19 protein-coding genes are annotated in these 21,966 nt (G+C 51.4%); 9 read left to right on the top strand and 10 right to left on the bottom strand.

The window, feature by feature from the left end; all coding sequences use genetic code 11:
- Positions 1–205: 205 nt before the first annotated feature.
- The 7 genes from rsmG to ravA all read right to left on the bottom strand — a co-directional run bounded on the left by rsmG (position 206) and on the right by ravA (position 9,520).
- On the bottom strand, positions 206–823 hold the full coding sequence (gene rsmG, locus SC127_RS01210) for a 16S rRNA (guanine(527)-N(7))-methyltransferase RsmG (RefSeq protein ID WP_215848106.1): 618 nt from the start codon (positions 821–823) through the stop codon (positions 206–208).
- A 47-nt stretch (positions 824–870) separates the two neighbouring features.
- Positions 871–2,760: a tRNA uridine-5-carboxymethylaminomethyl(34) synthesis enzyme MnmG gene (gene mnmG, locus SC127_RS01205; RefSeq protein ID WP_243079814.1), complete on the bottom strand. Its 1,890-nt coding sequence runs from the start codon at positions 2,758–2,760 to the stop codon at positions 871–873.
- 433 nt (positions 2,761–3,193) lie between these two features.
- Complete coding sequence (mioC, locus tag SC127_RS01200) at positions 3,194–3,634, bottom strand: FMN-binding protein MioC (protein WP_332624938.1); 441 nt, start codon at positions 3,632–3,634, stop codon at positions 3,194–3,196.
- Positions 3,635–3,789: 155 nt separating this feature from the next.
- Positions 3,790–4,251: a transcriptional regulator AsnC gene (asnC, locus tag SC127_RS01195; protein WP_215848108.1), complete on the bottom strand. Its 462-nt coding sequence runs from the start codon at positions 4,249–4,251 to the stop codon at positions 3,790–3,792.
- A 104-nt stretch (positions 4,252–4,355) separates the two neighbouring features.
- Entirely contained in the window at positions 4,356–6,494 is a 2,139-nt protein-coding gene (gene ovoA / locus SC127_RS01190; RefSeq protein WP_332624908.1) for a 5-histidylcysteine sulfoxide synthase, read from the bottom strand.
- A gap of 72 nt (positions 6,495–6,566) precedes the next feature.
- Positions 6,567–8,027, bottom strand: coding sequence for an ATPase RavA stimulator ViaA (gene viaA, locus SC127_RS01185; RefSeq protein ID WP_243079816.1), 1,461 nt, complete (start codon positions 8,025–8,027; stop codon positions 6,567–6,569).
- Positions 8,024–9,520: an ATPase RavA gene (gene ravA, locus SC127_RS01180; RefSeq protein ID WP_243079817.1), complete on the bottom strand. Its 1,497-nt coding sequence runs from the start codon at positions 9,518–9,520 to the stop codon at positions 8,024–8,026. Before ravA ends, viaA begins: the two co-directional genes overlap by 4 nt.
- Positions 9,521–9,810: 290 nt before the next feature.
- Here ravA and kup point away from each other — a divergent pair, with 290 nt between their 5' ends.
- Positions 9,811–11,679 carry a low affinity potassium transporter Kup gene (gene kup / locus SC127_RS01175; RefSeq protein WP_243079818.1) on the top strand — a complete coding sequence of 623 codons (1,869 nt, stop codon included), beginning with the start codon at positions 9,811–9,813 and terminating at the stop codon, positions 11,677–11,679.
- Here kup and qseC read toward each other — a convergent pair.
- Complete coding sequence (gene qseC / locus SC127_RS01170) at positions 11,676–13,049, bottom strand: quorum sensing histidine kinase QseC (protein WP_332624907.1); 1,374 nt, start codon at positions 13,047–13,049, stop codon at positions 11,676–11,678. The two genes, kup and qseC, sit on opposite strands and share 4 nt — an antisense overlap.
- A complete protein-coding gene (gene qseB, locus SC127_RS01165) occupies positions 13,037–13,708 on the bottom strand; it encodes a quorum sensing response regulator transcription factor QseB (protein ID WP_332624906.1) in 672 nt (223 codons plus the stop codon). The genes qseC and qseB overlap by 13 nt, the downstream gene beginning before the upstream one ends.
- A gap of 163 nt (positions 13,709–13,871) precedes the next feature.
- On the opposite strand from qseB, the gene SC127_RS01160 reads away from it, so the two are divergent.
- From SC127_RS01160 to rbsR, 7 genes are all read left to right on the top strand, one after another.
- A complete protein-coding gene (locus tag SC127_RS01160; protein WP_215848367.1) occupies positions 13,872–14,267 on the top strand; it encodes a YgiW/YdeI family stress tolerance OB fold protein in 396 nt (131 codons plus the stop codon).
- A gap of 182 nt (positions 14,268–14,449) precedes the next feature.
- Positions 14,450–14,869 (top strand): D-ribose pyranase, encoded by a 420-nt coding sequence (rbsD, locus tag SC127_RS01155; RefSeq protein WP_215848109.1) that lies wholly within the window; start codon positions 14,450–14,452, stop codon positions 14,867–14,869.
- A 7-nt stretch (positions 14,870–14,876) separates the two neighbouring features.
- Entirely contained in the window at positions 14,877–16,385 is a 1,509-nt protein-coding gene (rbsA, locus tag SC127_RS01150; protein ID WP_332624905.1) for a ribose ABC transporter ATP-binding protein RbsA, read from the top strand.
- Positions 16,382–17,353 carry a ribose ABC transporter permease gene (rbsC, locus tag SC127_RS01145; RefSeq protein ID WP_215848110.1) on the top strand — a complete coding sequence of 324 codons (972 nt, stop codon included), beginning with the start codon at positions 16,382–16,384 and terminating at the stop codon, positions 17,351–17,353. The genes rbsA and rbsC overlap by 4 nt, the downstream gene beginning before the upstream one ends.
- Positions 17,354–17,379: 26 nt before the next feature.
- Positions 17,380–18,255 carry a ribose ABC transporter substrate-binding protein RbsB gene (gene rbsB / locus SC127_RS01140; protein WP_215848111.1) on the top strand — a complete coding sequence of 292 codons (876 nt, stop codon included), beginning with the start codon at positions 17,380–17,382 and terminating at the stop codon, positions 18,253–18,255.
- 63 nt (positions 18,256–18,318) lie between these two features.
- Positions 18,319–19,248 carry a ribokinase gene (gene rbsK / locus SC127_RS01135; protein ID WP_215848112.1) on the top strand — a complete coding sequence of 310 codons (930 nt, stop codon included), beginning with the start codon at positions 18,319–18,321 and terminating at the stop codon, positions 19,246–19,248.
- A 13-nt stretch (positions 19,249–19,261) separates the two neighbouring features.
- Positions 19,262–20,245 (top strand): ribose operon transcriptional repressor RbsR, encoded by a 984-nt coding sequence (gene rbsR / locus SC127_RS01130; RefSeq protein ID WP_243079827.1) that lies wholly within the window; start codon positions 19,262–19,264, stop codon positions 20,243–20,245.
- On the opposite strand, the gene mdtD is transcribed toward rbsR, so the two are convergent.
- Positions 20,242–21,645, bottom strand: a complete 1,404-nt coding sequence (gene mdtD, locus SC127_RS01125) for a multidrug transporter subunit MdtD (protein ID WP_215848113.1) — start codon at positions 21,643–21,645, stop codon at positions 20,242–20,244. The genes rbsR and mdtD overlap by 4 nt on opposite strands.
- Positions 21,646–21,744: 99 nt before the next feature.
- Here mdtD and SC127_RS01120 point away from each other — a divergent pair.
- The coding region (locus SC127_RS01120) for a hypothetical protein (protein ID WP_332624904.1) at positions 21,745–21,966 on the top strand (222 nt) is incomplete at its 3' end.

Here is a 21,966-nt window from a genome sequence, read left to right as displayed (position 1 = left end):
AAGTGATCTTTCTGATAAATAATTGTGAATTAAAGGTTAAATGTAACAGAGTTTTTCGGATAATTTCCGTTGGCTTTTTTAACCTTATTCCTGCGCACCTTTAATAAAAAACGCGCACGATAAAAGAATCAACTGCCGTTTTTTTAGCCACATTTTTTGCTAAGACGAAACCTTAACCTTCCCTTAATCCACAATCTTTAAATGCCTATTCGCGACCAATGATGACCAGATGACGTTCACCATCCAACTGAGGCACTTTCAACTCGACAACAGCATCTAACGTGTATCCGGCAGGCAACGAAGCAATCTCATCGTCTGGGCGAACGCCTTTCAAAGCAAAGAAGCGTCCTTCTGGCGCAGGCAGATGATGACACCAGTTCACCATGTCCTCCAGCGAGGCAAAAGCGCGGCTAATAACGCCATCAAAAGGCGGCTCCGAAGGAAACTCCTCCACCCTACTCTGCACAGGCGTGATGTTTTCGAGACCAAGTTCGTGCTGTACCTGCCGTAAAAACCGTACACGCTTTCCCAAACTATCAAGCAGCGTGAAATGTGCTTCTGGCATGACGATCGCCAGCGGAATGCCTGGCAAGCCCGGCCCGGTCCCTACATCAATAAAGCGCGAGCCTTTCAAATGTGGTGCAACGACGATGCTGTCGAGAATGTGGCGCACCAACATTTGCTGTGGATCGCGTACTGACGTCAGGTTGTAAGCTTTATTCCACTTATCCAGCAGCGATACGTAGCCAATCAGCTGCTGTTTTTGTTGATCGGAGAGGGAAATATTAGCTGCTTGCAGCAGCGAGGTGAGTTTGTTAATCACAGCGTGAGTCCAGTCAGCGGGGGCGAGTTGCCTCGCCCCGTTTCAGGTCAGGCGCTTTTGCGCAGCAGACCCTGTTTTTTCAAATAGATGAGCAAAATCGAGATGGCGGCTGGTGTGATACCAGAAATGCGTGAAGCCTGACCGATTGACGTCGGTTTATGATCGTTCAGTTTGGCAATCACTTCATTCGACAAGCCATTAACCTGACGATAATCGAGATCGACCGGCAGTAAGGTATTTTCATTACGCTGCTGGCGATCAATCTCTTCCTGCTGACGCGCAATGTAACCTTCGTACTTTACCTGAACCTCAACCTGTTCAGCAGCCTGCGCATCTGACAGAGCTGGGCCAAACCCGTTCAACGTCATCAATTTCAGATACGTCAGTTCTGGACGACGCAGCAGATCTTCACCGCTGGCTTCTTTAGTCAACGGCGCGCTCAGCACGGTATTCACGTCAGCAACGTTTTCTGATTTCGGGTGTACCCAGATATCACGTAGACGCTGACGCTCTTGCTCAATGGATTCCAGTTTCTGATTAAAACGCGCCCAGCGAGCGTCATCCACTAAACCGAGCTCGCGGCCAGTTTCAGTCAAACGCAGATCGGCATTGTCTTCACGCAGCATCAAACGATACTCCGCGCGTGAAGTGAACATGCGATACGGCTCTTTGGTGCCAAGCGTGCAGAGGTCGTCAACCAACACGCCCAGATAAGCTTGATCGCGACGTGGAGCCCAGCCTTCTTTGTCGGCAGACTGACGTGCGGCGTTCAGACCTGCTAATAATCCCTGCGCGGCGGCTTCTTCATAACCGGTAGTGCCGTTGATTTGTCCGGCAAAGAACAGGCCGTGAATATATTTGCTTTCCAGCGTCTGCTTAAGATCGCGCGGATCGAAGAAATCATACTCAATGGCATAGCCTGGGCGAATGATCTTCGCATTTTCCAGCCCTTGCATAGAGCGAACGATCTGCATCTGTACATCAAACGGCAAGCTGGTTGAGATGCCGTTTGGATAAATTTCGTTACTGGTCAAGCCTTCAGGCTCAAGGAAGATCTGGTGCGCATTACGATCGGCAAAGCGCATCACTTTATCTTCGATCGATGGGCAATAACGTGGGCCGATCCCTTCGATGATCCCAGCATACATTGGGCTACGATCGAGGTTATTGCGGATCACGTCATGGGTTTTTTCGTTGGTATATGTGATCCAGCACGGTACCTGTTGAGGATGCTGTGAAGCATTCCCCATGAACGAGAACACCGGCATTGGATTATCGCCATGCTGCGGCGACAACACGCTAAAGTCGATGGATCGTGCGTCAATACGCGGCGGCGTACCGGTTTTAAGGCGGTTTACACGCAGTGGTAAAGCTCGCAGGCGTTTTGCCAGCGGGATGGAAGGTGGATCGCCAGCACGGCCACCGCTGTAGTTATCCAGCCCGATATGAATTTTTCCATCGAGGAAAGTCCCTACCGTAAGAACCACCGTTTTTGCACGGAACTTCAGGCCCATTTGCGTCACAGCACCCACGACACGATCGTTCTCGACAATCAGATCGTCAACCGCCTGCTGGAAGATCATCAGGTTGGGTTGGTTCTCAAGTGCAGTACGTACTGCCTGACGGTAAAGCACGCGATCCGCCTGAGCACGTGTCGCTCGGACGGCGGGCCCTTTACTCGCGTTTAGTATCCTAAACTGAATACCTGCCTGGTCGATCGCACTGGCCATCAAACCGCCTAAGGCATCCACTTCCTTCACCAAATGTCCTTTGCCAATGCCACCGATCGCCGGATTACAGGACATTTGTCCAAGCGTATCAATGTTATGGGTGAGTAACAGGGTTTGCTGACCCATTCGAGCAGCAGCCATAGCGGCTTCTGTACCCGCATGACCACCACCAATTACGATGACGTCAAAAGGATCTTGATAAAACATGAAGTGGTACCTCGTTGATGGACATTCAGGGATCGTTCTCCCTTGGGCCGTGGATTCTACTTAAATTCAGCGCAGGGGGAAAGCGATGGGATCGTCAGTGTTTAAAAGAAAGGATCTTTATTCTGTATATGATCTTCTTGTTAGATCTCTTATTAGGATCGCGATCTGTTGTGGATATGTCTCAAAAAAGCTCATGAAACAACAGGATGTATAAGATCACTAGCTGTTAATGATCGGTGATCCTGCAACGTATAACCTGAGATCAAAATGGCTAGTTATCCACAGCTCAAAAAATAGACTTGGGTTGTTCTTTGGATAACTACTGGTTATACGCAGGAAAAAGGGGTAGTTATCCACAATCAGATGGCTTTCAAATGCATAAAATCAGCATCTTCCACTGGGGATCGTGGCTAATTCCCGATCCTCAGCCAGATCAAATCAAGCTTTTCCAGTCCGCGATCCACTCTTCAGCTGGATCTTCAGGAATCTCATGCTCAAGAACATCGATTTCCAGGCGCTCGCCAATACGTTGAGCACCACGCACGATCAATAGCGTTTCTATATTACGGATCGCGCCACAAAAAAGATCGTACTCGTGATTGCCAATACCAACGGCACCGAAGCGCACGCCAGACAGATCGGGCTGGCTTTCATTAATAGCGTCATAAAACGGCACAAGATTATCAGGCAGTTCACCTGCGCCGTGAGTAGAGGAGACAATCAGCCAGACGCCTTCCTGCGGCACTTCATCCAGTTCCGGCCCATGCAGCATCTGCGTTGAGAAGCCAGCTTCCTGCAATTTTTCTTCGAGATGTTCAGCGACATATTCGGCGCTTCCCAAGGTGCTGCCACTGATTAAAGTAATATCGGCCATCATGCTCTCCTGAACTAAAGGCGAGCATTGTACGCTGTGATCAAGCAGTGATCCACCTGTGGACAACAGGGTTAATAGATCGGAGGATGCGAACGCAGCCGTTGGGAGACGGCGCATTCACAGGGGATAAGGTTGTGCACAAGGCAGGGGATGGATCAGGGTTTGATGGTGCGCATGATCGGGTTTTGCAGCGAGATCAGCGTTTCAGTCGACTGAATTTCGTCAATTGTCTGTATCTTGTTGATCAGTACCTGCTGCAGCGCATCAATAGAACGACACATCACTTTAATGAAGATGCTGTAATGGCCGGTGGTATACCAGGCTTCAACAACTTCATCCAGTGCATCAAGCTTGCTCAGCGCAGCAGGATAATCGCGGGCACTTTTCAGGATAATGCCGATAAAACAGCACACATCGAAGCCCAACTGTCGTGGATCGATTTCAACGCGCGTACCTAGAATAATTCCAGCCTGTTTCATCTTTTCTACGCGCACATGAATGGTGCCCGGACTGACGTTGAACTGTTTTGCCAGTTCAGCATATGCCGTGCGTGCGTTGTCCAGCAGCGCATTCAAAATGCCGCGATCCAGGTTATCCAGTTGCAGATGTTCGGCCATTGCCATCCTCTTTATGTTACTTCTTCATTGAACTGTTGAGAATGTGCAGCAAAACGGGGGATTAGGCAATGTATCGGCAGCGGTGAATACCGCTGCCGGGTAGATTAACGCTTACGCCAGAGGGTTAATTGCGCCTGCGTGTGTTGAAATTTACGCGCCGTTTCACGGATAACAAACGGCACATCCTGTGGTGCGCCAACCTGTTCAAAATCCGCCGCTAAAAGACGCTGCAGCGCTTGTAAGGTCGTTAGCGCTTCGCCATTTTCGCGCACGCCACCAAGCCAGTTCTCTTTTGGCGTGAACGCTTCCAGCCAGGTATAAGGCGAAGAGAGAGCGAGCATACCGCCCGAACGGATCATGGGCGTGATGTCCTGCAGGAAACGCTTCGGCTGGCGCAGGCGATCAATCAGGTTGGATGCCAACACCAAATCATATTGCTGTGGTTGCGGCTTCAGGTTACAGGCATCACCCTGCACAAACTGGATCCGCTGCGCGAACTCGCTTCCCATATTCAAATCTTTCAAGCGCACCTGACGATATTCCACCAGCTCACCTTCTTCAGGCACCACATAGCGGAACTCTTCGCCACTGGCTAACTGCAGCGCCACATCAATGAAGCGTGCTGAATAATCCATACCTACAACGCTGTCGAAGTGACGAGCCAGTTCAAAGCTGGCACGCCCGGTGGCACAGCCGATGTCCAATGCCTTGCCACGTAAAGAGGTGTGCTGCAACGCCAGATTCACCAACGTTTCTGCATAGTTCTCTACGCCGAAATAGCATGGACCATATTGGAAGTCGAGATATTGCGACACCATACTGTCGGTTTCATACGGGTTAATCGTCATGCTCTCTTGATGTGAAGAGACAACATAACGAAAACCCGCATGCTGGAAAAAGTGGCGACGGAAAGCGTAGCGCGCCGACTTCAGCGCTTCATTACCGGTGGAGATCCAACTGCCGCCTTTGATTAAGGTATGTTTACCGTCAAAGGTTGGCGTTGAGAAGTCATCGTATAAAGGATGCACTCTAAAGCCTTCAAAGCCGCTAGTCGGCGTTGTCGTCCATTGCCAGACATTGCCGATCACGTCGAAAAAGTTACCTTGCGGGAATTGATCAACGGGACTGGAAGAGGCCCAATACGCCAGGTTTATATTACCCGGTGCGCGTTCCCAGTTCGGCTGATCGCCTTCAACCTGCTCACGCAACTGCGCCCATTCCGCTTCGCATGGAAGCTGAATAGATTTTCCGGTTTGGTCAGCTTTCCAGCGGCAAAAAGCGGATGCTTCCAATTGATTCACCTCGGCTGGCCAATCCCATGGCATGGTCACCTCTTCCGTCATCAAGCGCAGTTTCAGCTGATCGGGCATCGTTGGGGTGCCGACCCAGAAAGTAGGCATTTCTGCCTGCGCAAATTCGCGCCAGCCTAAGCCTTCATTATCCCACCAGCGTACATCCTGATAACCGCCCGCGCTGATGAATTCAAAAAACTCAGCATTACTCACCAGCATTTTGCTGGCCTTAAACGGCTTCAGTCCGACGTGCTGCGTTCCATATTCGTTATCCCAGCCGTAAGTATCATCGGTTTTACCTAAGGTAATGCGGCCGCCGGGCATTTCAACCAGCGTGTTGGCGGGAACGCTATTGCGAGCATGACGCGCGTTTGGGCAAGCGGGCCATTGCGGCTGAGGTTTGACCCATTCAATAGGCAGTTGGCGTATCAATACACTGGAGGTTTCCAGATGAATACGCTCATGTTCAATGCCCATCAAAATAATCCACGCTGGGCTGTCCCAGCTGATCGGCAATTCCAACGGCATGGTTTGAATAAATTTACTGATCAGCGCTTTTACGCTGCCGCGGTAATCACGTACTTCTTCGATGGTTGGCCATTCATAATGGTCGTCGTTGAGATCATCCCAGCTCATTTCATCAACGCCAATCGCCATTATCGCTTCTATGCGATCGTCTAAGCGTGCATCAATGTAGCGACCCGCCATGAGCTTATTAATGTAAAAAGTGGCGGTATGACCAAAATAGAAGATCAGAGGATGGCGCAGTGGGATGGCTTTATTGAACCAGGCGCGCTGATCGGCAAGACAGGTAAACAAGTCTTCGTACTGTTCCCAGGTTTGGGTAAAGTACGCTAACAGTTCGGCACGTTTTTGTTCTACGTTATGGCCGGAGAGCAGCAAAGTACGCGTCGGCGCAAGCAGATCGCGATGAGATTGGGCTGGTGTCACAGAAAGCTCCAGATTGCTGAGTAAGTAAATGCGATTACTCACTATAGCAAATAAGGATTTCTGCCTGATGACTTAGCGCCGCCAGTGACGCAACAGGCGGCTTTTCATTCCGGTATCGAATCGCCAGATATGATCAAAAATGCGCAAAATACCGGGTTTGCCATGCGTCGACATAGCGACAGCATGGAAGCGTTGCTGATGATGACGCTGACGTTGTTTTATCGCGCTGATGACCTCTTCCGGCAGGCGCTGAGCGATAAAATCAGACACAATAACGGCATCAGCTTCCTGCCAGATAGTGCCTTCCATACGTTTTACCACCGACGACAAACACGCGGCCAGATCGGTGCCGCCACGAAAACGCTGGCTAAGAAAGCGAATCGCCTGCTCCAGACCATCATCGCCGGTTAATTCATAGCCAATGACATCGTGAGCAAACAACATGATGTAGCAGCGACGGCGATCGGCCAACGCCACTTTTAGCAAAGCCAGGCAGAAGGCTTTGGCGCAGCGTTCATTGAACCCGCCCATGGAACCCGACGTATCAACACAGACAATGAACGGACCGCGCGGCTGCTCTTCATGCTGCTGGTGGCTTACCGGGCGCATCGTCACCTTTTCGTGCCAGGCATCGCCCTGCAACTTATAAGTCAGTAACCGTTTTTCCACCAGCCGCCGATAAAACTCTAACTCCAGCTCGCTGATACTCAGCGCGGCCAGCTCTGGCGGCAGAAGACGCAGCACATCATCACTTTGATGAATACCGCTGACCTCTTCTGGCACAGCATCAGGTTCATGCACCAGATGATGAAAGGCTTCCATCGGCGCCTCTTTTGACGGCACTGATTTTGCTTCGCGACTGCGACCCAGTTGTTGGGCCAGCTTCATTAGCTCCGGCTGCTGCGCCAGAAAATCGCCATATTGCAGCATCAACTCATAATCGCCGTGTTGTAGCGACGACTTACTCATATCCCATAACCGGCCCGCTGCGGCTTCATCATCGTCACTTAACAGGGGTGCGAGTTGGCCGCTTAGCGCCATGCGCTGCTGCAACTCTGCTATCAGGCGTTCACGCTGCTGTTCCAGCAATTGCTCATTCAACGTCAGAGTTTGCAACGTCAGGCTAAGCCGCCAGCGCTGTAAAAAAAGCGTGTGCTGCGCCGAGCTGAGCTGGCGTGCTTCAGTGTGGTGAAGCAGCCGATTGGCTTCTTCTATAAAAGGGGAAGGCAGGCGATCCAGCGTATCTAGCGTGTCCGAAAGCTGGTGGTTAAATTCGTGGTGGCTGAGCAGTTGCACCCGTTGAAAGAGCTGAAATTCCTGCGACAGCATTTCCGGCACGGGCGTGGCTTTGAGTTCCGCATTAATTTCTGCCTTCCAGCGCGGCACATCGCGCAACAGCGCTTTCTTCAGGCCCGGAAACTTTTCAAAGAACAGAGCAAATTGGGGAGACGCCAGCAGCGCGATAATCAACTCTTCAATCAGTTCAGTTTCGCCGATTGAAAGCAGCGTGCTTAGCGTCTCAACCGAAATCATTTACGCGCCTGTTTTAGCTGTTCTGCTACATCTTGCAGGCTGCTTTCAACCCGCGCAAACCAGTCATCGCTGATAAATAAACAGCGCTGGTGTTGGCTAAACAGATGGCGCTGGGCGCGAAGTTGCGCATCCAACTCATCCAGCGCTTCAACGATTTCAGTGGGCAATTCATTGTTGTTGCTAATACCCGGCAGCGTCAGGCGAGTCGCTTGCAGGCTAACATCACGTACCGCCAGGCAATGCTGCGCATCAACCAGTAAATCCACCGTTTGAGCAAAACCGATACCGTTGAGTTTGCCGCGAACGTCGCCCCCTTTCAGCAGCCATTGATTAAGTGCATCACGCGCAATAACAATGTGCGTGACCTGCATGTCATGCAGCGTCAGCGGCTGTTGCAGCATTAAAGTGAGTTGTTCATCAGTAAACGTTTCGGGCAGATCGTAATGCGGCTTGCGGCTGAACATTCCGCTGTGTTTCTCCAGGGTGATCGCCTGTGACACGCTTTGTTGCTGCTGCAACGCCATACGGCGCGTTTTGATTTGCTGAAGTTTGAGCAGCATCGGCTGCTGTTGCCAGGCGTGCTGAGTCATCAATTGATCGATTTCACGATCCAGCAATTGCATTGAGGCGACATCGTGCCACAAGCAATCTTTCAGCAGGATCAAATCAATCGGCGCAATGGTGGTTCGGCCACTGTAAAACGCGCTGGCCTGCAACAGATGAATCGCTTTTTTCCAACGACGATCGGAGATGTAAGGCGCTTGCGGCTGATTTTCCAGCTGCTGGCGCAGTTGATAGATCAGTTCAAAAACGTTGTCCGGTAAATTGACCTGACTAATGCCTTGCTGCCATTGCAGATACTCTTCGTCGCTGATGCGCAGCCCTTCCGCTACCGGATTGGCGTTTTCATCTTGCTGGTGGGTTAACATGCTGCGGAAGTTCTGTTTCTCATGCACGTTATCCAGCCACAGGCGGATTAACATGCGGTCATACAGCGCTTCCAGTCCGCTGTCCGCTTCAGGCAATTCGTTGGATGCAGTCACCAGCAGACGCATCGGGATTTTTTCTTCGCTATCACCATTACGGAAGCGGCGTTCGTTAATGGCCGTAAGCAGCGTATTCAAAATCGCCGGGCCGGCTTTCCATATTTCATCAAGGAAAACAATCTCGGCATCCGGCAAATAGCCTTTAGTAAGACGCTGATAACGCCCTTCATCTTTTAGTGCCTGAATCGACAGCGGACCAAACACCTCTTCCGGCGTAGAAAATCGGGTCATCAGGTATTCAAAGGCGCGAGCATTCTGGAAGGCGTATTTCAGGCGGCGGGCAATCAGGCTCTTTGCAATGCCCGGCGGCCCCAGCAGGAATACGCTTTCACCGCTCAGGGCGGCCAGCAAGCAGAGGCGAATGGCATGATGACGCTCATATAAGCCTTTTTCTAATGCGTTGCTGAGGCGAGAAATTCTTTCTGCCAAAAGATGGGGTTGAGCCATAATCACATCATTGTCCTTAGGATCATCAAGCTGCCGCGCTTAGCGAACGCAACACTTTATAGATTATGATGCGTGAAAGCGTTGATAGCTGTCAGCTTTTTTGTTTCAGAAGGTTCAACAAGGCTTAAACCCCGCTTAACCCGCTTATTTTAAGGTAAAAAGAGCCGGATGGCAGATAACCAGACGGTTTACAAGGATGGGATTTTTTTGGAATACGTGCATACTGTGCGCTTTTTAGAGGCTTGAGCGAGCGGTTTTGTGCCTCTTTGACTCCAACAAAAGATAACTCTATGAGCTCGGATAAGAAGCAGTCGCTTGGTGGATTAACGCTGGCCGCTATTGGTGTAGTTTACGGAGATATCGGTACCAGTCCGCTGTATACCTTGCGTGAATGCCTTTCAGGTCAGTTCGGTTTTGGTGTGGAACGTGAAGCCGTATTTGGTTTTCTGTCACTGATTTTCTGGCTGCTGGTATTGGTGGTGTCGCTTAAGTACATCAGCTATGTCATGCGTGCCGACAACGCGGGTGAAGGCGGAATTTTAACGCTGATGTCGCTGGCAGGCCGCAATACTGGCGCTCGTGCCACTGCTGTGCTGGTGATTATGGGGCTGATTGGTGGCAGCTTCTTCTACGGTGAAGTGGTGATCACGCCCGCTATTTCTGTGATGTCAGCGATAGAAGGGCTGGAGATTGCTGCACCGTCGCTGGATCCCTTTATCGTACCGCTTTCTATCGCCGTATTAACGCTGCTGTTTATGATTCAAAAACATGGCACTGGCATTGTCGGTAAACTGTTTGCACCGGTGATGTTGCTGTGGTTTTTGGTGCTGGCGGTGCTGGGCGTCAATGGCATCATGAAAAACCCAGAAGTGTTGCAGGCGCTGAATCCGGCACATGCGGTTAACTTCTTTTTGCACTACAAAACCATCTCATTCTTTGCGCTTGGCGCGGTGGTGCTGGCGATTACCGGTGTTGAAGCGTTGTATGCGGATATGGGGCATTTCGGCAAAATACCGATTCGACTCGCCTGGTTCTCGGTGGTGCTGCCTTCACTGGTGCTGAACTATTTTGGTCAGGGTGCACTCCTGCTCAGCGATCCCGCAGCGATAAAAAATCCGTTCTTCCTGCTGGCACCAGAATGGGCGCTGATTCCTATGCTGATCCTGGCCACGCTGGCAACGGTGATTGCTTCACAGGCGGTGATTTCTGGTGTGTTCTCGTTGACGCGTCAGGCGGTTCGTCTGGGTTATTTGCCAGGCATGCGTATCATCCATACTTCAGAAATGGAATCGGGTCAGATCTACATTCCGGTTATCAACTGGGTGCTCTATTTTGCTGTGGTGATTGTCATCGTCAGCTTTGAACATTCAAGTAATCTGGCAGCGGCGTATGGTATTGCGGTAACTGGCACTATGGTGCTGACATCCATTCTCTCCTGCACTGTGGCGATCAAAAACTGGCATTGGCAGAAGCTAGCGGTTGGCGTCATTTTGGTACTGATGCTGTGTATCGATATTCCGCTGTTCACTGCCAACCTGGTTAAGATTTTCTCCGGTGGCTGGCTGCCGCTTTGTCTGGGATTAGTGATGTTTATCATCATGACAACCTGGAAAAGTGAGCGTTTCCGCCTGTTGCGACGTCTGCATGAGCATGGAAATTCACTTGAAGCGATGATCGCGTCACTCGAGAAATCACCGCCGGTTCGCGTACCGGGCACTGCGGTCTATATGTCGCGTGCACTGAATGTGATTCCTTTCGCTATGCTGCATAATCTCAAGCACAACAAAGTGTTGCATGAACGTGTGGTGTTATTAACGTTACGTACGGAAGATGCGCCTTACGTGCATAATGTACGTCGCGTCACGATTGAGCAGCTCTCACCCACATTCTGGCGCGTTGTCGCGAGCTACGGCTGGCGTGAAACGCCGAACGTGGTAGAAGTTTTCCATCGTTGCGGGTTAGAAGGTTTAAACTGCCGCATGATGGAGACTTCATTCTTTATGTCGCACGAATCGCTGATTATGGGTAAACGTCCGTGGTACTTGAGGTTGCGCGGCAAGCTGTTCCTGGCGCTGCAACGAAACGCATTACGTGCGCCTGATCAGTTTGAGATCCCGCCCAATCGTGTGATTGAGCTGGGAACGCAGGTCGAGATTTAAGCGGGTGCGCCACTGATTAGGGCGTGAGATGACCAGCGCAAGGTGACGCACAATCCGCCGCCTTGCCGCTGGTTAAAGGCAATCTGCATGTCATGAAGATGCGCAATGTTGCGCACAATGGATAATCCCAAACCGCTACCGCTTTTTTCCTGTCCCGCTGGCCGCCAAAAACGTTCTCCTAAGCGCTGTAAATCGGCTTCACTCACGCCTGTACCGTTATCCTCAATGCGTAAGCTATTGGCTTCCAGCCAGAGATCAACGTCACTTCCCGCAGGCGTGTAGCGAATCGCGTTATCCAACAGATTGCGCACCAGCAGCGAGAGCAGTAACGGGTGTCCCTGAATTACCGGTTCAGCCTGCGCGTGTAAGCGTAGCGTTACCCCAGCGTTGTCAGCCAACGGCAATTGAGCAATGAGCGTATCTTGCAAGGTTCGTTGTAGATCAACCGACTGAAAAGCACTGCGGGCGTCATCCGCTTCGACGCGCGAAAGAGTCAGTAATTGATCCACTAATCGCGTGGCGCGCGTAATACCGGCATCCAGTTGTTGTAATGCATGGGTACGCATGGCTTCATCATCAGCGGCAAGTTGAATCACTTCACTCTGAACCTGAAGTGCGGCCAATGGGCTGCGCAGTTCGTGGGCTGCGTCGGAGGTAAAGCGGCGTTCGCGATGCATCATGGCGCTGATACGGCTGAACAAGCCATTTAATGCCACGATCAGCGGCTGTACCTCTTTAGGTAAAGGTTTGGGGTTTAAGGGGGTGTCATCATCGGGCTCACGCTGGGTGAGCTGCTGCGCCAGCCGCTTCAGGGGACGCAACTCATACCACACCAGGCCAATGAGCAATAACAGCATCAGCGGCAGCGCGATCAGCCACGGCAAGACGCTGGCGTTGACCAAATCTTTTGCCATGTCATCGCGATATTCCCATTCCTGACCGACAATCACGCGGAACTGCTGGTCCTCGGTGGTCAGCCAGACAAAGCGCCAGCGATCGTCATCATTATCTAAACGTCCATCACGGAAGCCCTGATAATCTGCTTCAAACGGGAGATGTTTGCCGTTATCGCCATCATTAAGCACCTGTTTGCCATCGCGAGAAAAAACGGCAAACGCCAACGCATCATCATCCTGATCGCCACGATTATGACGTAGCAGCCGTTTGGTTTTAGGCAGAGAGACATTATCCAGTGTGGCAAAATCCAGGCTAAGCAGGCGCTTAGCGAGCAGCATCTGTTGAGTATCGAACAGTTCATTGATGGTTTCACGCGTTTGATACCATGCGCTCAGGCTGGCGCTGCCCCAGCAAACGCCCAGCAGCAAAACAAAGCCAATGCCAAGGCGCAGGAACAGGCTCATTGATCGCATGCCGCTTCCCCCAGCGTATAACCCACGCCGTGAACGGTGCGAATGAAACGGCTGCCCAATTTTTTGCGCAGATGATGAATGTGGACTTCTATCGCATTGCTGGAAACGTCGTCATCCCAGTTATAGAGCTTCTCTTCTAGCTGGCTGCGCGTCAGGACGCGACTGGGGTTAAGCATAAATAATTCGAGCAGTGCTAGCTCACGGCTTTTCAGTTCAATCGCTTCGCCGTTCATCATCACGCTGTGGTGGCCGGGCGAGAGCACCACATTGCCGTGGCGCAGTTCGGGTTGAACCTGACCATGACGACGACGAATCAATGCCTGTAAACGTGCTGCCACCTCAGTTAGGGCAAAAGGTTTGCAAAGGTAATCATCTGCACCGAGCTGTAAACCTTCGACTCGCTGATCCAGCGCGTCGCGCGCGGTGAGAATCAGCACCGGCACATCGTGGCCCTGCTGGCGCCATTGACGCAAAATATCCAGTCCGTCACGTTCCGGCAGAGAGAGGTCGAGAATGACCGCATCCCAGGGTGCAGCGGCTAACGCCTGAAATCCTGCTTCGCCGGAGACAAACCAGTCAACGCTGAATCCTAATTTGCTCAGTCCCGCTTTGATGCCATCGCCAATTAAGCGATCGTCTTCGATTAATAAAATGCGCATCGATTTTCCCCCGATAGAAAGGGCTTTATACGAAGCACAGCCAAGCTTGTACAGCAGCTTTCACTCTATTTCGGCTATTTTTTATCCTTAAGATCCTGTTAAGAACCTTGTGCTTAACTGTATGCATCAAAACGAAATACATTCATGGACAAGAGGTGGAATGATGAAAAAGCAAGCCGCACTGTTAGCTGTTGTTATGTTGGCCTCTGCGCCGGTTTTTGCTGCTCAGCAAGGTGGATTTGTCGATCCTAATGCGCCTGCTGCCCAGGTTAAACAAGGTGGGTTTAATGCGGACAACACCAGCGTTGTCACCGTAAAACAGGCTGAAGAGATGAAAGATGACAGCTGGATCACTGTACGTGGTCAGTTGGAAAAGCAGATTGGTGACGAGGATTATCAGTTCCGTGATCAAACCGGCACCATGAAAGTCGAAATTGATCACAAGCGCTGGAATGGACAGACCATTTCGCCGAAAGACCGCGTTGAGTTGACGGGTGAGCTAGACAAAGATTTCAACAGCATTGAGCTGGACGTTAAGCAAGTGAAGAAACTGCCTTAAATCCTGCTTTCAGGACCGCTGCGGCGGTCCATTCTTTCCTTTCTCCTGTCCCCTAAGACAAATTCTCTCCCGCTGAAGCGAAACGTTTCGATAGCGATCACACTTCTTTCATTTGCCGATTGAGTTGCTTTATACATTTCATACACTGCAGCCAGCGAAACGTTTCGCTGTGGAGTGAATAGATGAAAAAAGGTCGCTTGTTAAACGCTGAACTCTCTCATGTGATTGCCCGCTTGGGTCATACGGATACGCTCACCATTGCCGATGCAGGCTTGCCGATTCCGGCCGGGCCACAACGTATTGACTTGGCGCTTACGCCGGGCACGCCCGATTTTATGCAGGTGGTCAATGCTGTCACGCTGGAGATGCAGGTAGAAAGTGCCCTGATTGCGGAAGAGATTAAGCTGCACAATCCGCAGCTCCACAGCGCGCTGCTCGCTGTGCTCGAAGCCTTGCAACAGCACCAGGGGAATACCATCGCGGTACGTTACACCAGCCATGAACAGTTCAAACAACATACTCAGCGTAGTCAGGCGGTCATTCGCAGCGGAGAGTGTTCTCCGTATGCGAATGTCATCCTGAGCGCCGGTGTGACCTTCTGAGGCCGCTATGCAACCGTTACTGCAACTCATCGGGATTGAAAAATCGTTCCCTGGCGTGAAAGCGTTGAAAAGTGCTTCGCTGGCTGTTTACCCCGGACGCGTTATGGCGCTGGTGGGAGAAAACGGCGCGGGCAAATCTACCATGATGAAAGTGCTGACCGGCATCTACAGCCGTGATGCGGGATCGCTAAAGTGGCTGGGGAAAGAAACCACCTTTAGCGGACCAAAAGCTTCCCAGGAAGCGGGCATCGGTATCATTCATCAGGAACTTAACCTGATTCCTCAACTTAGCGTGGCGGAGAATATTTTCCTTGGCCGCGAATTCGTCAACCGCTTTGGTCGCATCGACTGGAAACGTATGCATGCCGAAGCGGATGCCTTACTGAATCGGCTTAACCTGCGTTTTAACAGCCACAAGCTGGTGGGCGATTTGTCGATCGGCGATCAACAAATGGTGGAGATCGCCAAAGTCATCAGCTTTGAGTCGCAGGTCATTATCATGGATGAGCCGACTGATGCGCTCACCGACACCGAAACGTTATCGCTGTTTAACGTGATCAACGAATTAAAAGCGCAGGGCTGCGGCATTGTTTATATCTCGCATCGTATGAAAGAAATTTTCGAGATATGCGATGACGTCACCGTGTTCCGCGATGGCCAGTTTATTGCCGAGCGTGCGGTAAGTGATCTTACCGAAGAGAGCCTGATCGAGATGATGGTCGGACGCAAACTGGAAGATCAATATCCTCGCCTCGATCAAGCGCCAGGCGACGTGCGTTTAAAAGTAGAAAACCTTAGCGGACCAGGCGTAAACGGCGTCAGCTTCACGCTGCGTAAAGGCGAAATCCTTGGCATCTCCGGTTTGATGGGCGCGGGTCGAACCGAATTAATGAAAGTGCTGTACGGGGCATTGCCGCGTAGTGAAGGCAACGTGTTATTGGATGGACGCGAGGTCGTCACGCGTTCACCGCAGGATGGGTTGGCAAACGGCATCGTTTATATATCGGAAGATCGTAAACGTGACGGTTTAGTGCTGGGTATGTCAGTAAAAGAGAACATGTCTTTAACCGCGCTGCGTTATTTCAGCCGCGGCGGTGGCAGCCTGAAGCATGCTGAAGAGCAACTTGCGGTAGGCGATTTTATTCGTCTGTTTAACGTCAAAACCCCGTCGATGGAGCAGCCGATTGGCCTGCTTTCTGGCGGTAATCAGCAAAAAGTGGCGATTGCGCGTGGTTTGATGACGCGGCCCCATGTGCTGATCCTTGATGAACCAACGCGCGGTGTTGATGTTGGCGCAAAAAAAGAGATTTATCAGTTAATTAACCAGTTCAAAGCCGAAGGGCTGAGCATTATTTTAGTGTCGTCGGAAATGCCGGAAGTGTTAGGCATGAGCGATCGCATTCTGGTGATGCATGAAGGCCATTTAAGCGGCGAATTTACCCGTGAAGAAGCCACTCAGGAAAGCCTGATGGCGGCAGCCGTTGGCAAGCAACACAGCGAGGATTTAGTTGTATGAGTACCCAAACCTTACCTTCCAGCCGTCGCTGGTTCAGCAAAGAGTGGCTGCTGGAGCAAAAATCGCTGATTGCGCTGATCGTGTTGATTGCCGTTGTCGCGAGCCAAAGTCCGAACTTCTTTACCATCGCTAACGTGTTCAACATCCTGCAGCAAACCTCGGTCAACGCCATTATGGCGGTGGGCATGACGTTGGTGATTTTAACCTCTGGCATCGATCTCTCGGTGGGCTCGTTACTGGCGCTAACCGGCGCGGTAGCTGCATCGCTGGTGGGGCTGGAAGTCAATGCGCTAACGGCGGTAGCGGCCTCGCTGGCGCTGGGTGCTGCAATTGGTGCAGTAACGGGCACGATTGTGGCGCGCGGCAAAGTGCAGGCGTTTATCGCCACGCTGGTAATGATGCTGCTGCTGCGTGGCGTCACGATGGTTTATACCAACGGTAGCCCCATTAATACCGGCTTCAACGATAACGCTGATCTGTTTGGCTGGTTCGGTATCGGCCGCCCGCTGGGTATTCCCACGCCGGTCTGGCTGATGGCGATCGTGTTTATCGTTGCCTGGTACATGCTGCATCACACCCGCCTTGGACGTTACATCTATGCATTGGGTGGCAACGAAGCGGCAACGCGCTTATCCGGCATCAATGTGAACCGCGTCAAAGTGATCGTCTATTCCCTGTGCGGCATGTTAGCGGCGCTGGCAGGCACCATTGAAGTGGCGCGCTTGTCCTCAGCGCAGCCAACGGCAGGAACCGGTTATGAGCTGGATGCTATCGCTGCGGTGGTGTTAGGTGGAACCAGCCTGGCAGGCGGTAAAGGGCGGATTGTCGGCACGTTAATTGGTGCGCTGATTTTGGGCTTTCTGAACAACGGCCTGAACCTGATGGGCGTTTCTTCGTACTACCAGATGATCGTTAAAGCGGTGGTAATCCTGCTCGCGGTGCTGGTGGATAATAAAAGCAGTAAATAACTCTGACCTTTACACAGGATGAAATGATGAAAAAGTTGACCGCACTGGCTGTCATTCTTGGCGCTACATTAAGTGCTGGCGCAATGGCAAAGGAGACTATCGCGCTGGTTGTCTCTACGCTGAATAACCCATTCTTTGTTGCGTTGAAAGATGGGGCGCAAAAAGAAGCTGACAAGCTGGGTTACAACCTGGTCGTGCTGGATTCGCAAAACAACCCAGCAAAAGAGCTGGCTAACGTGCAAGATTTAACAGTACGCGGCACCAAGCTGCTGCTGATTAACCCAACAGATTCCGATGCAGTTGGCAATGCAGTGAAAATGGCTAATCAGGCCAAGATTCCTGTTATCACCCTTGATCGTGTGGCATCACAAGGCAGCGTGGTGAGTCACGTTGCCTCTGACAACCGTTTTGGCGGCAAAATGGCAGGTGACTACATCGCTAAGAAAGTCGGTGAAAATGCAAAAATCATCGAACTGCAGGGCATTGCTGGCACTTCTGCGGCGCGCGAACGTGGCGAAGGCTTTAAACAAGCCGCCGATGCGCACAAATTCCAGATCCTTGCCAGCCAGCCGGCAGATTTTGACCGTACTAAAGGTCTGAACGTGATGCAGAATCTGTTGCAGGCGCATCCTGACGTGCAAGCTGTGTTTGCCCAGAATGATGAAATGGCGTTAGGTGCACTGCGTGCGCTGCAAACTGCGGGTAAAACAGATGTGATCGTGGTCGGCTTTGACGGCACTGCTGATGGCGTTAAAGCGGTTGAAGCGGGCAAACTGTCAGCGACTGTGGCACAGATGCCGGACAAAATTGGCATGATTGGCGTTGATACCGCTGATAAAGTGCTAAAGAGCGAAAAAGTGCAGGCGGTTAATCCAGTTGACCTGAAGCTGGTTAGTCAATAAATCAAAGAAAAGCAGGGCATTGCGCCACCTTTCCGGTGGCGCACTCTTTCTGGATCATTCCCTATGAGCAAAAACTCAAAACTGACCGTTCTTGGCAGCATCAATGCTGATCACATCCTTAATTTGTCGCACTTTCCGCGTCCCGGTGAAACGGTGATCGGGACGCAGTATCACATTGCGTTTGGTGGCAAAGGGGCGAATCAGGCCGTTGCCGCTGGGCGCGCAGGCGCGGATATCGCGTTTATCGCCTGCGTGGGCGCTGATGATATTGGCGAGCGCATTCGTCAGCAGCTGGCGCAGGACAACATTGACGTTGCGTCAGTGGAAAGCGTTGAGAATGAATCTACCGGTGTGGCGATGATTTTCGTGAATGGCGAAGGCGAGAACAACATTGGTATCTATTCAGGTGCAAATGCCGCGTTAACGCCAGCCTGCGTTGAACGTCATCAGCAAATCATTGCGCAGGCTGATGCGTTATTAATGCAACTTGAATCACCGCTGGAAAGCGTATTGGCGGCAGCCAAAATCGCCAGTCAACATCAAACGCAGGTCATTCTCAATCCTGCCCCAGCGACCAGGCTGTCAGATGAACTGCTCGCGTTGATTGACATCATTACCCCGAACGAAACCGAAGCAGAAATCCTGACGGGGATTGCGGTAAAAAGTGATGACGATGCGGCCCAGGCAGCTAAAGCGCTGCATGCGAAGGGCATTGAAACAGTGTTGATTACTCTCGGGCGTCGTGGCGTATGGCTGAGTGAACAGGGCAATGGCCAGCGTATTGCGGGTTTCAGCGTCAAGGCCGTAGACACCATCGCGGCGGGCGATACGTTTAATGGCGCGTTTATTACTGCACGGTTGGAAGGTCAAGCTATGCATAATGCAGTGCGCTTCGCCCATGCTGCCGCTGCCATTGCCGTAACGCGTCCGGGCGCGCAGCCTTCCGTGCCGTGGCGCGCGGAAATCGATGATTTTTTGCAACAGCAGGATTAAGCGCTTGGCTACCATGAAAGATGTCGCCCGTAGAGCGGGCGTCTCAACCTCAACCGTTTCTCACGTTATTAATAACAATCGTTTTGTGAGCGAGGGCGTACGTGAAAAAGTTGAGCGAGTCATCCGCGAACTGAACTATGCGCCTTCAGCGTTGGCACGCAGCTTGAAGATCAACCAAACGCACACTATCGGCATGCTGCTTACCGCCAGCAGTAACCCATTTTATGCCGAAGTGGTACGCGGCGTGGAAGACAGTTGTTATGAACGCGGATACAGTCTGATCTTGTGTAATACTGCAGGCGATGAGCAGCGGATGAATCGTAGCCTGGAAACCTTGCTGCAAAAGCGTGTTGATGGTCTGCTGATCATGTGCACGGAAAGTCATCTACCTTCAGCGGATATTCTCAACCGCTATCCTTCTATTCCTACCGTAATGATGGACTGGGCGCCGTTTGAAGGGCGCGGCGACATTATTCAGGATAATGCCTTACTGGGCGGCGAACTGGCCACGCAGCATTTAATCGACAGCGGTTATACGCAAATCGCCTGCATTGCGGGACCACTGGATAAAACCCCGGCGCGCATGCGTCTTGAGGGTTATCAGAATGCGATGGCGAAAAATGGTCTGGATATCTTGCCGGGATATATAGTGAAGGGAGATTTTGAATTCCAGGGCGGCTACAACGCGATGATTGAGCTGCTCGCGCTTGAAACCCCTCCTCAAGCGGTGTTCACCAGTAACGATGCCATGGCGGTTGGCGTTTATCATGCGTTGTATCAGGCGGGATTGCAGATTCCTCAGGACATGGCGGTGATGGGCTATGACGATATCGAACTGGCGCGTTATTTATCGCCGCCGTTAAGTACCATCCATCAGCCAAAAAATGAACTGGGCGAGTTGGCGATTGATACCTTGATCCATCGTCTGCGCGATCCCGACGTCAGCCAGCAAACGTTGGTGCTGACGCCGGAACTGATTGTACGCGGCTCCGCTTAAGCCTTTTTCTTCTTTTTATCGCGATTGCTGATCAAATTGCGGCCATCGCCATTGCGCAGCATCATGAATGTCAGCGCTGACAATACGGTGACCACACCCATTGTCAGGAAGGTCTCATGGAATTGCTGCACAGTGCTGGTTTCAAACTCCTGATAAAAGCGCAGCACCGCGGCGCTGACGGCAACACCAAAACTGATCGCCAGCTGCTGCGTTACGGCAAGCACGCTGTTGCCGCCGCTGGCGTTGTCATCATCTAAATCGGCCAAAGTTATGGTGTTCATCGCCGTAAACTGTGTCGACATTGCCATGCCAAGAATAAACAGCGGTATTAATAAGAGGAAAACGCTTTCTGCGGGTGACTGTAGCGAAAACGTGGCGATCAGAATACCGATAATGACGGTGATGCTGACTAACACACGACGATAGCCAAACCAGCGCAGCAACTGCGTTACCGTTGATTTAGCCAAAATCGATCCGATTGCGGTAGGTGCCATCATACATCCAGCAATAATCGCCGAATAACCAAAACCAACTTGCAGCATCAATGGCATGAGAAACGGCACGCATCCAGTACCCAGACGCGAAGCGATATTGCCAATAATGCCGACTGAGAAGGTGCGGGTTTTAAACATGGGTAGGCTGATCAGCGGTGAAGGATGACGGCGCGCATGCATTATATAAAGAAGAAGTAATAAAACTCCGCTGCACAATATGCCTGCGGCCAGCCAGGCAGAGACGATACGCTCACCAAATAACTCAATACCGATTGAGATCATCACTAATCCAAAGCCAAACAGCATAAAACCAAGGAAATCGAAGCGACGTTTAGGCGTGGTGAAGTCCGGCATATATTTTCGCGCATAGAAAATGCCAAGAATGCCGACAGGAATGTTAATCAGGAATATCCAGTGCCACGTGGCGTAAGTCACCATTACCCCACCGAGCAGAGGACCCAGTATTGGGCCGACCAAACCCGGCATAGTGACAAAATTAAGCACAGGCAATAATTCACTGCGCGGATAGGCGCGTAACAAAGCAAGTCGCGCAACGGGCATCATCATCGCACCGCCGACACCCTGAATAATGCGCGAGATAACCAGCATTGAAAGCGTTTGTGAGAATGCGCAAGCCAGTGAACCCAACGTAAATAGCGAAACCGCCACAATAAATACTTTGCGCGTGCCATAGCGATCGGCAAGCCAACCGCTGACGGGAATTAGCATGGCAACAGTCAACGTATAACTAATGACGGCGGATTGCATCGCAAGGGGAGAACGTTCAAGGCTGGTGGCTATAGCAGGTAAAGCGGTGTTGAGAATGGTGGCATCCAGTGCCTGCATGAAAAATGCCATGGCAGCTATCCATGGCAGACCGGCCATACTGCGCGCGGATCGAATCATTGAGCATCCTTTTAAGGGTTATCCAGCAGTAAGATTGAAAAAGAATAGCATTGGCAACAATGCTGGGTATGCGCGTTTTTGCTATTTGAGCGGTTTTCTGTGCGTTATTCCGGCAGGAAATGCCTGTTTTTAACCCGTTCGTTTAAAAAAGAGACGGTCAGTAATTTTATTCAAAGAAATACTTGTCAGCCCGGAAGAACTCCCTATAATGCGCCTCCACTGACACGGCAAACCGGCAACGGGCTGGCGGTTCAGGAGACACAGGAAACTGGGTCGCCGGAGAAAACTTCTGAAAAAGGGGTTGACTCTGAAGGAGAGAAG

The organism is Pantoea sp. T14, assembly GCF_036663535.1.
GTDB lineage: Bacteria > Pseudomonadota > Gammaproteobacteria > Enterobacterales > Enterobacteriaceae > Pantoea > Pantoea phytostimulans.
Note: the sequence above shows the minus strand (reverse complement) of the source record. Positions and strands in the feature narration are given on the sequence as shown.

Coding starts and splice junctions, on each gene's coding strand:
- mnmG (WP_243079814.1), bottom strand. CDS start 2,760: ATGTTTTATCAAGATCCTTTTGACGTCATCGTAATTGGTGGTGGTCAT.
- mioC (WP_332624938.1), bottom strand. CDS start 3,634: ATGGCCGATATTACTTTAATCAGTGGCAGCACCTTGGGAAGCGCCGAA.
- asnC (WP_215848108.1), bottom strand. CDS start 4,251: ATGGCCGAACATCTGCAACTGGATAACCTGGATCGCGGCATTTTGAAT.
- viaA (WP_243079816.1), bottom strand. CDS start 8,027: ATGATTTCGGTTGAGACGCTAAGCACGCTGCTTTCAATCGGCGAAACT.
- ravA (WP_243079817.1), bottom strand. CDS start 9,520: ATGGCTCAACCCCATCTTTTGGCAGAAAGAATTTCTCGCCTCAGCAAC.
- kup (WP_243079818.1), top strand. CDS start 9,811: ATGAGCTCGGATAAGAAGCAGTCGCTTGGTGGATTAACGCTGGCCGCT.
- qseC (WP_332624907.1), bottom strand. CDS start 13,049: ATGCGATCAATGAGCCTGTTCCTGCGCCTTGGCATTGGCTTTGTTTTG.
- qseB (WP_332624906.1), bottom strand. CDS start 13,708: ATGCGCATTTTATTAATCGAAGACGATCGCTTAATTGGCGATGGCATC.
- SC127_RS01160 (WP_215848367.1), top strand. CDS start 13,872: ATGAAAAAGCAAGCCGCACTGTTAGCTGTTGTTATGTTGGCCTCTGCG.
- rbsD (WP_215848109.1), top strand. CDS start 14,450: ATGAAAAAAGGTCGCTTGTTAAACGCTGAACTCTCTCATGTGATTGCC.
- rbsA (WP_332624905.1), top strand. CDS start 14,877: ATGCAACCGTTACTGCAACTCATCGGGATTGAAAAATCGTTCCCTGGC.
- rbsC (WP_215848110.1), top strand. CDS start 16,382: ATGAGTACCCAAACCTTACCTTCCAGCCGTCGCTGGTTCAGCAAAGAG.
- rbsB (WP_215848111.1), top strand. CDS start 17,380: ATGAAAAAGTTGACCGCACTGGCTGTCATTCTTGGCGCTACATTAAGT.
- rbsK (WP_215848112.1), top strand. CDS start 18,319: ATGAGCAAAAACTCAAAACTGACCGTTCTTGGCAGCATCAATGCTGAT.
- rbsR (WP_243079827.1), top strand. CDS start 19,262: ATGAAAGATGTCGCCCGTAGAGCGGGCGTCTCAACCTCAACCGTTTCT.
- mdtD (WP_215848113.1), bottom strand. CDS start 21,645: ATGATTCGATCCGCGCGCAGTATGGCCGGTCTGCCATGGATAGCTGCC.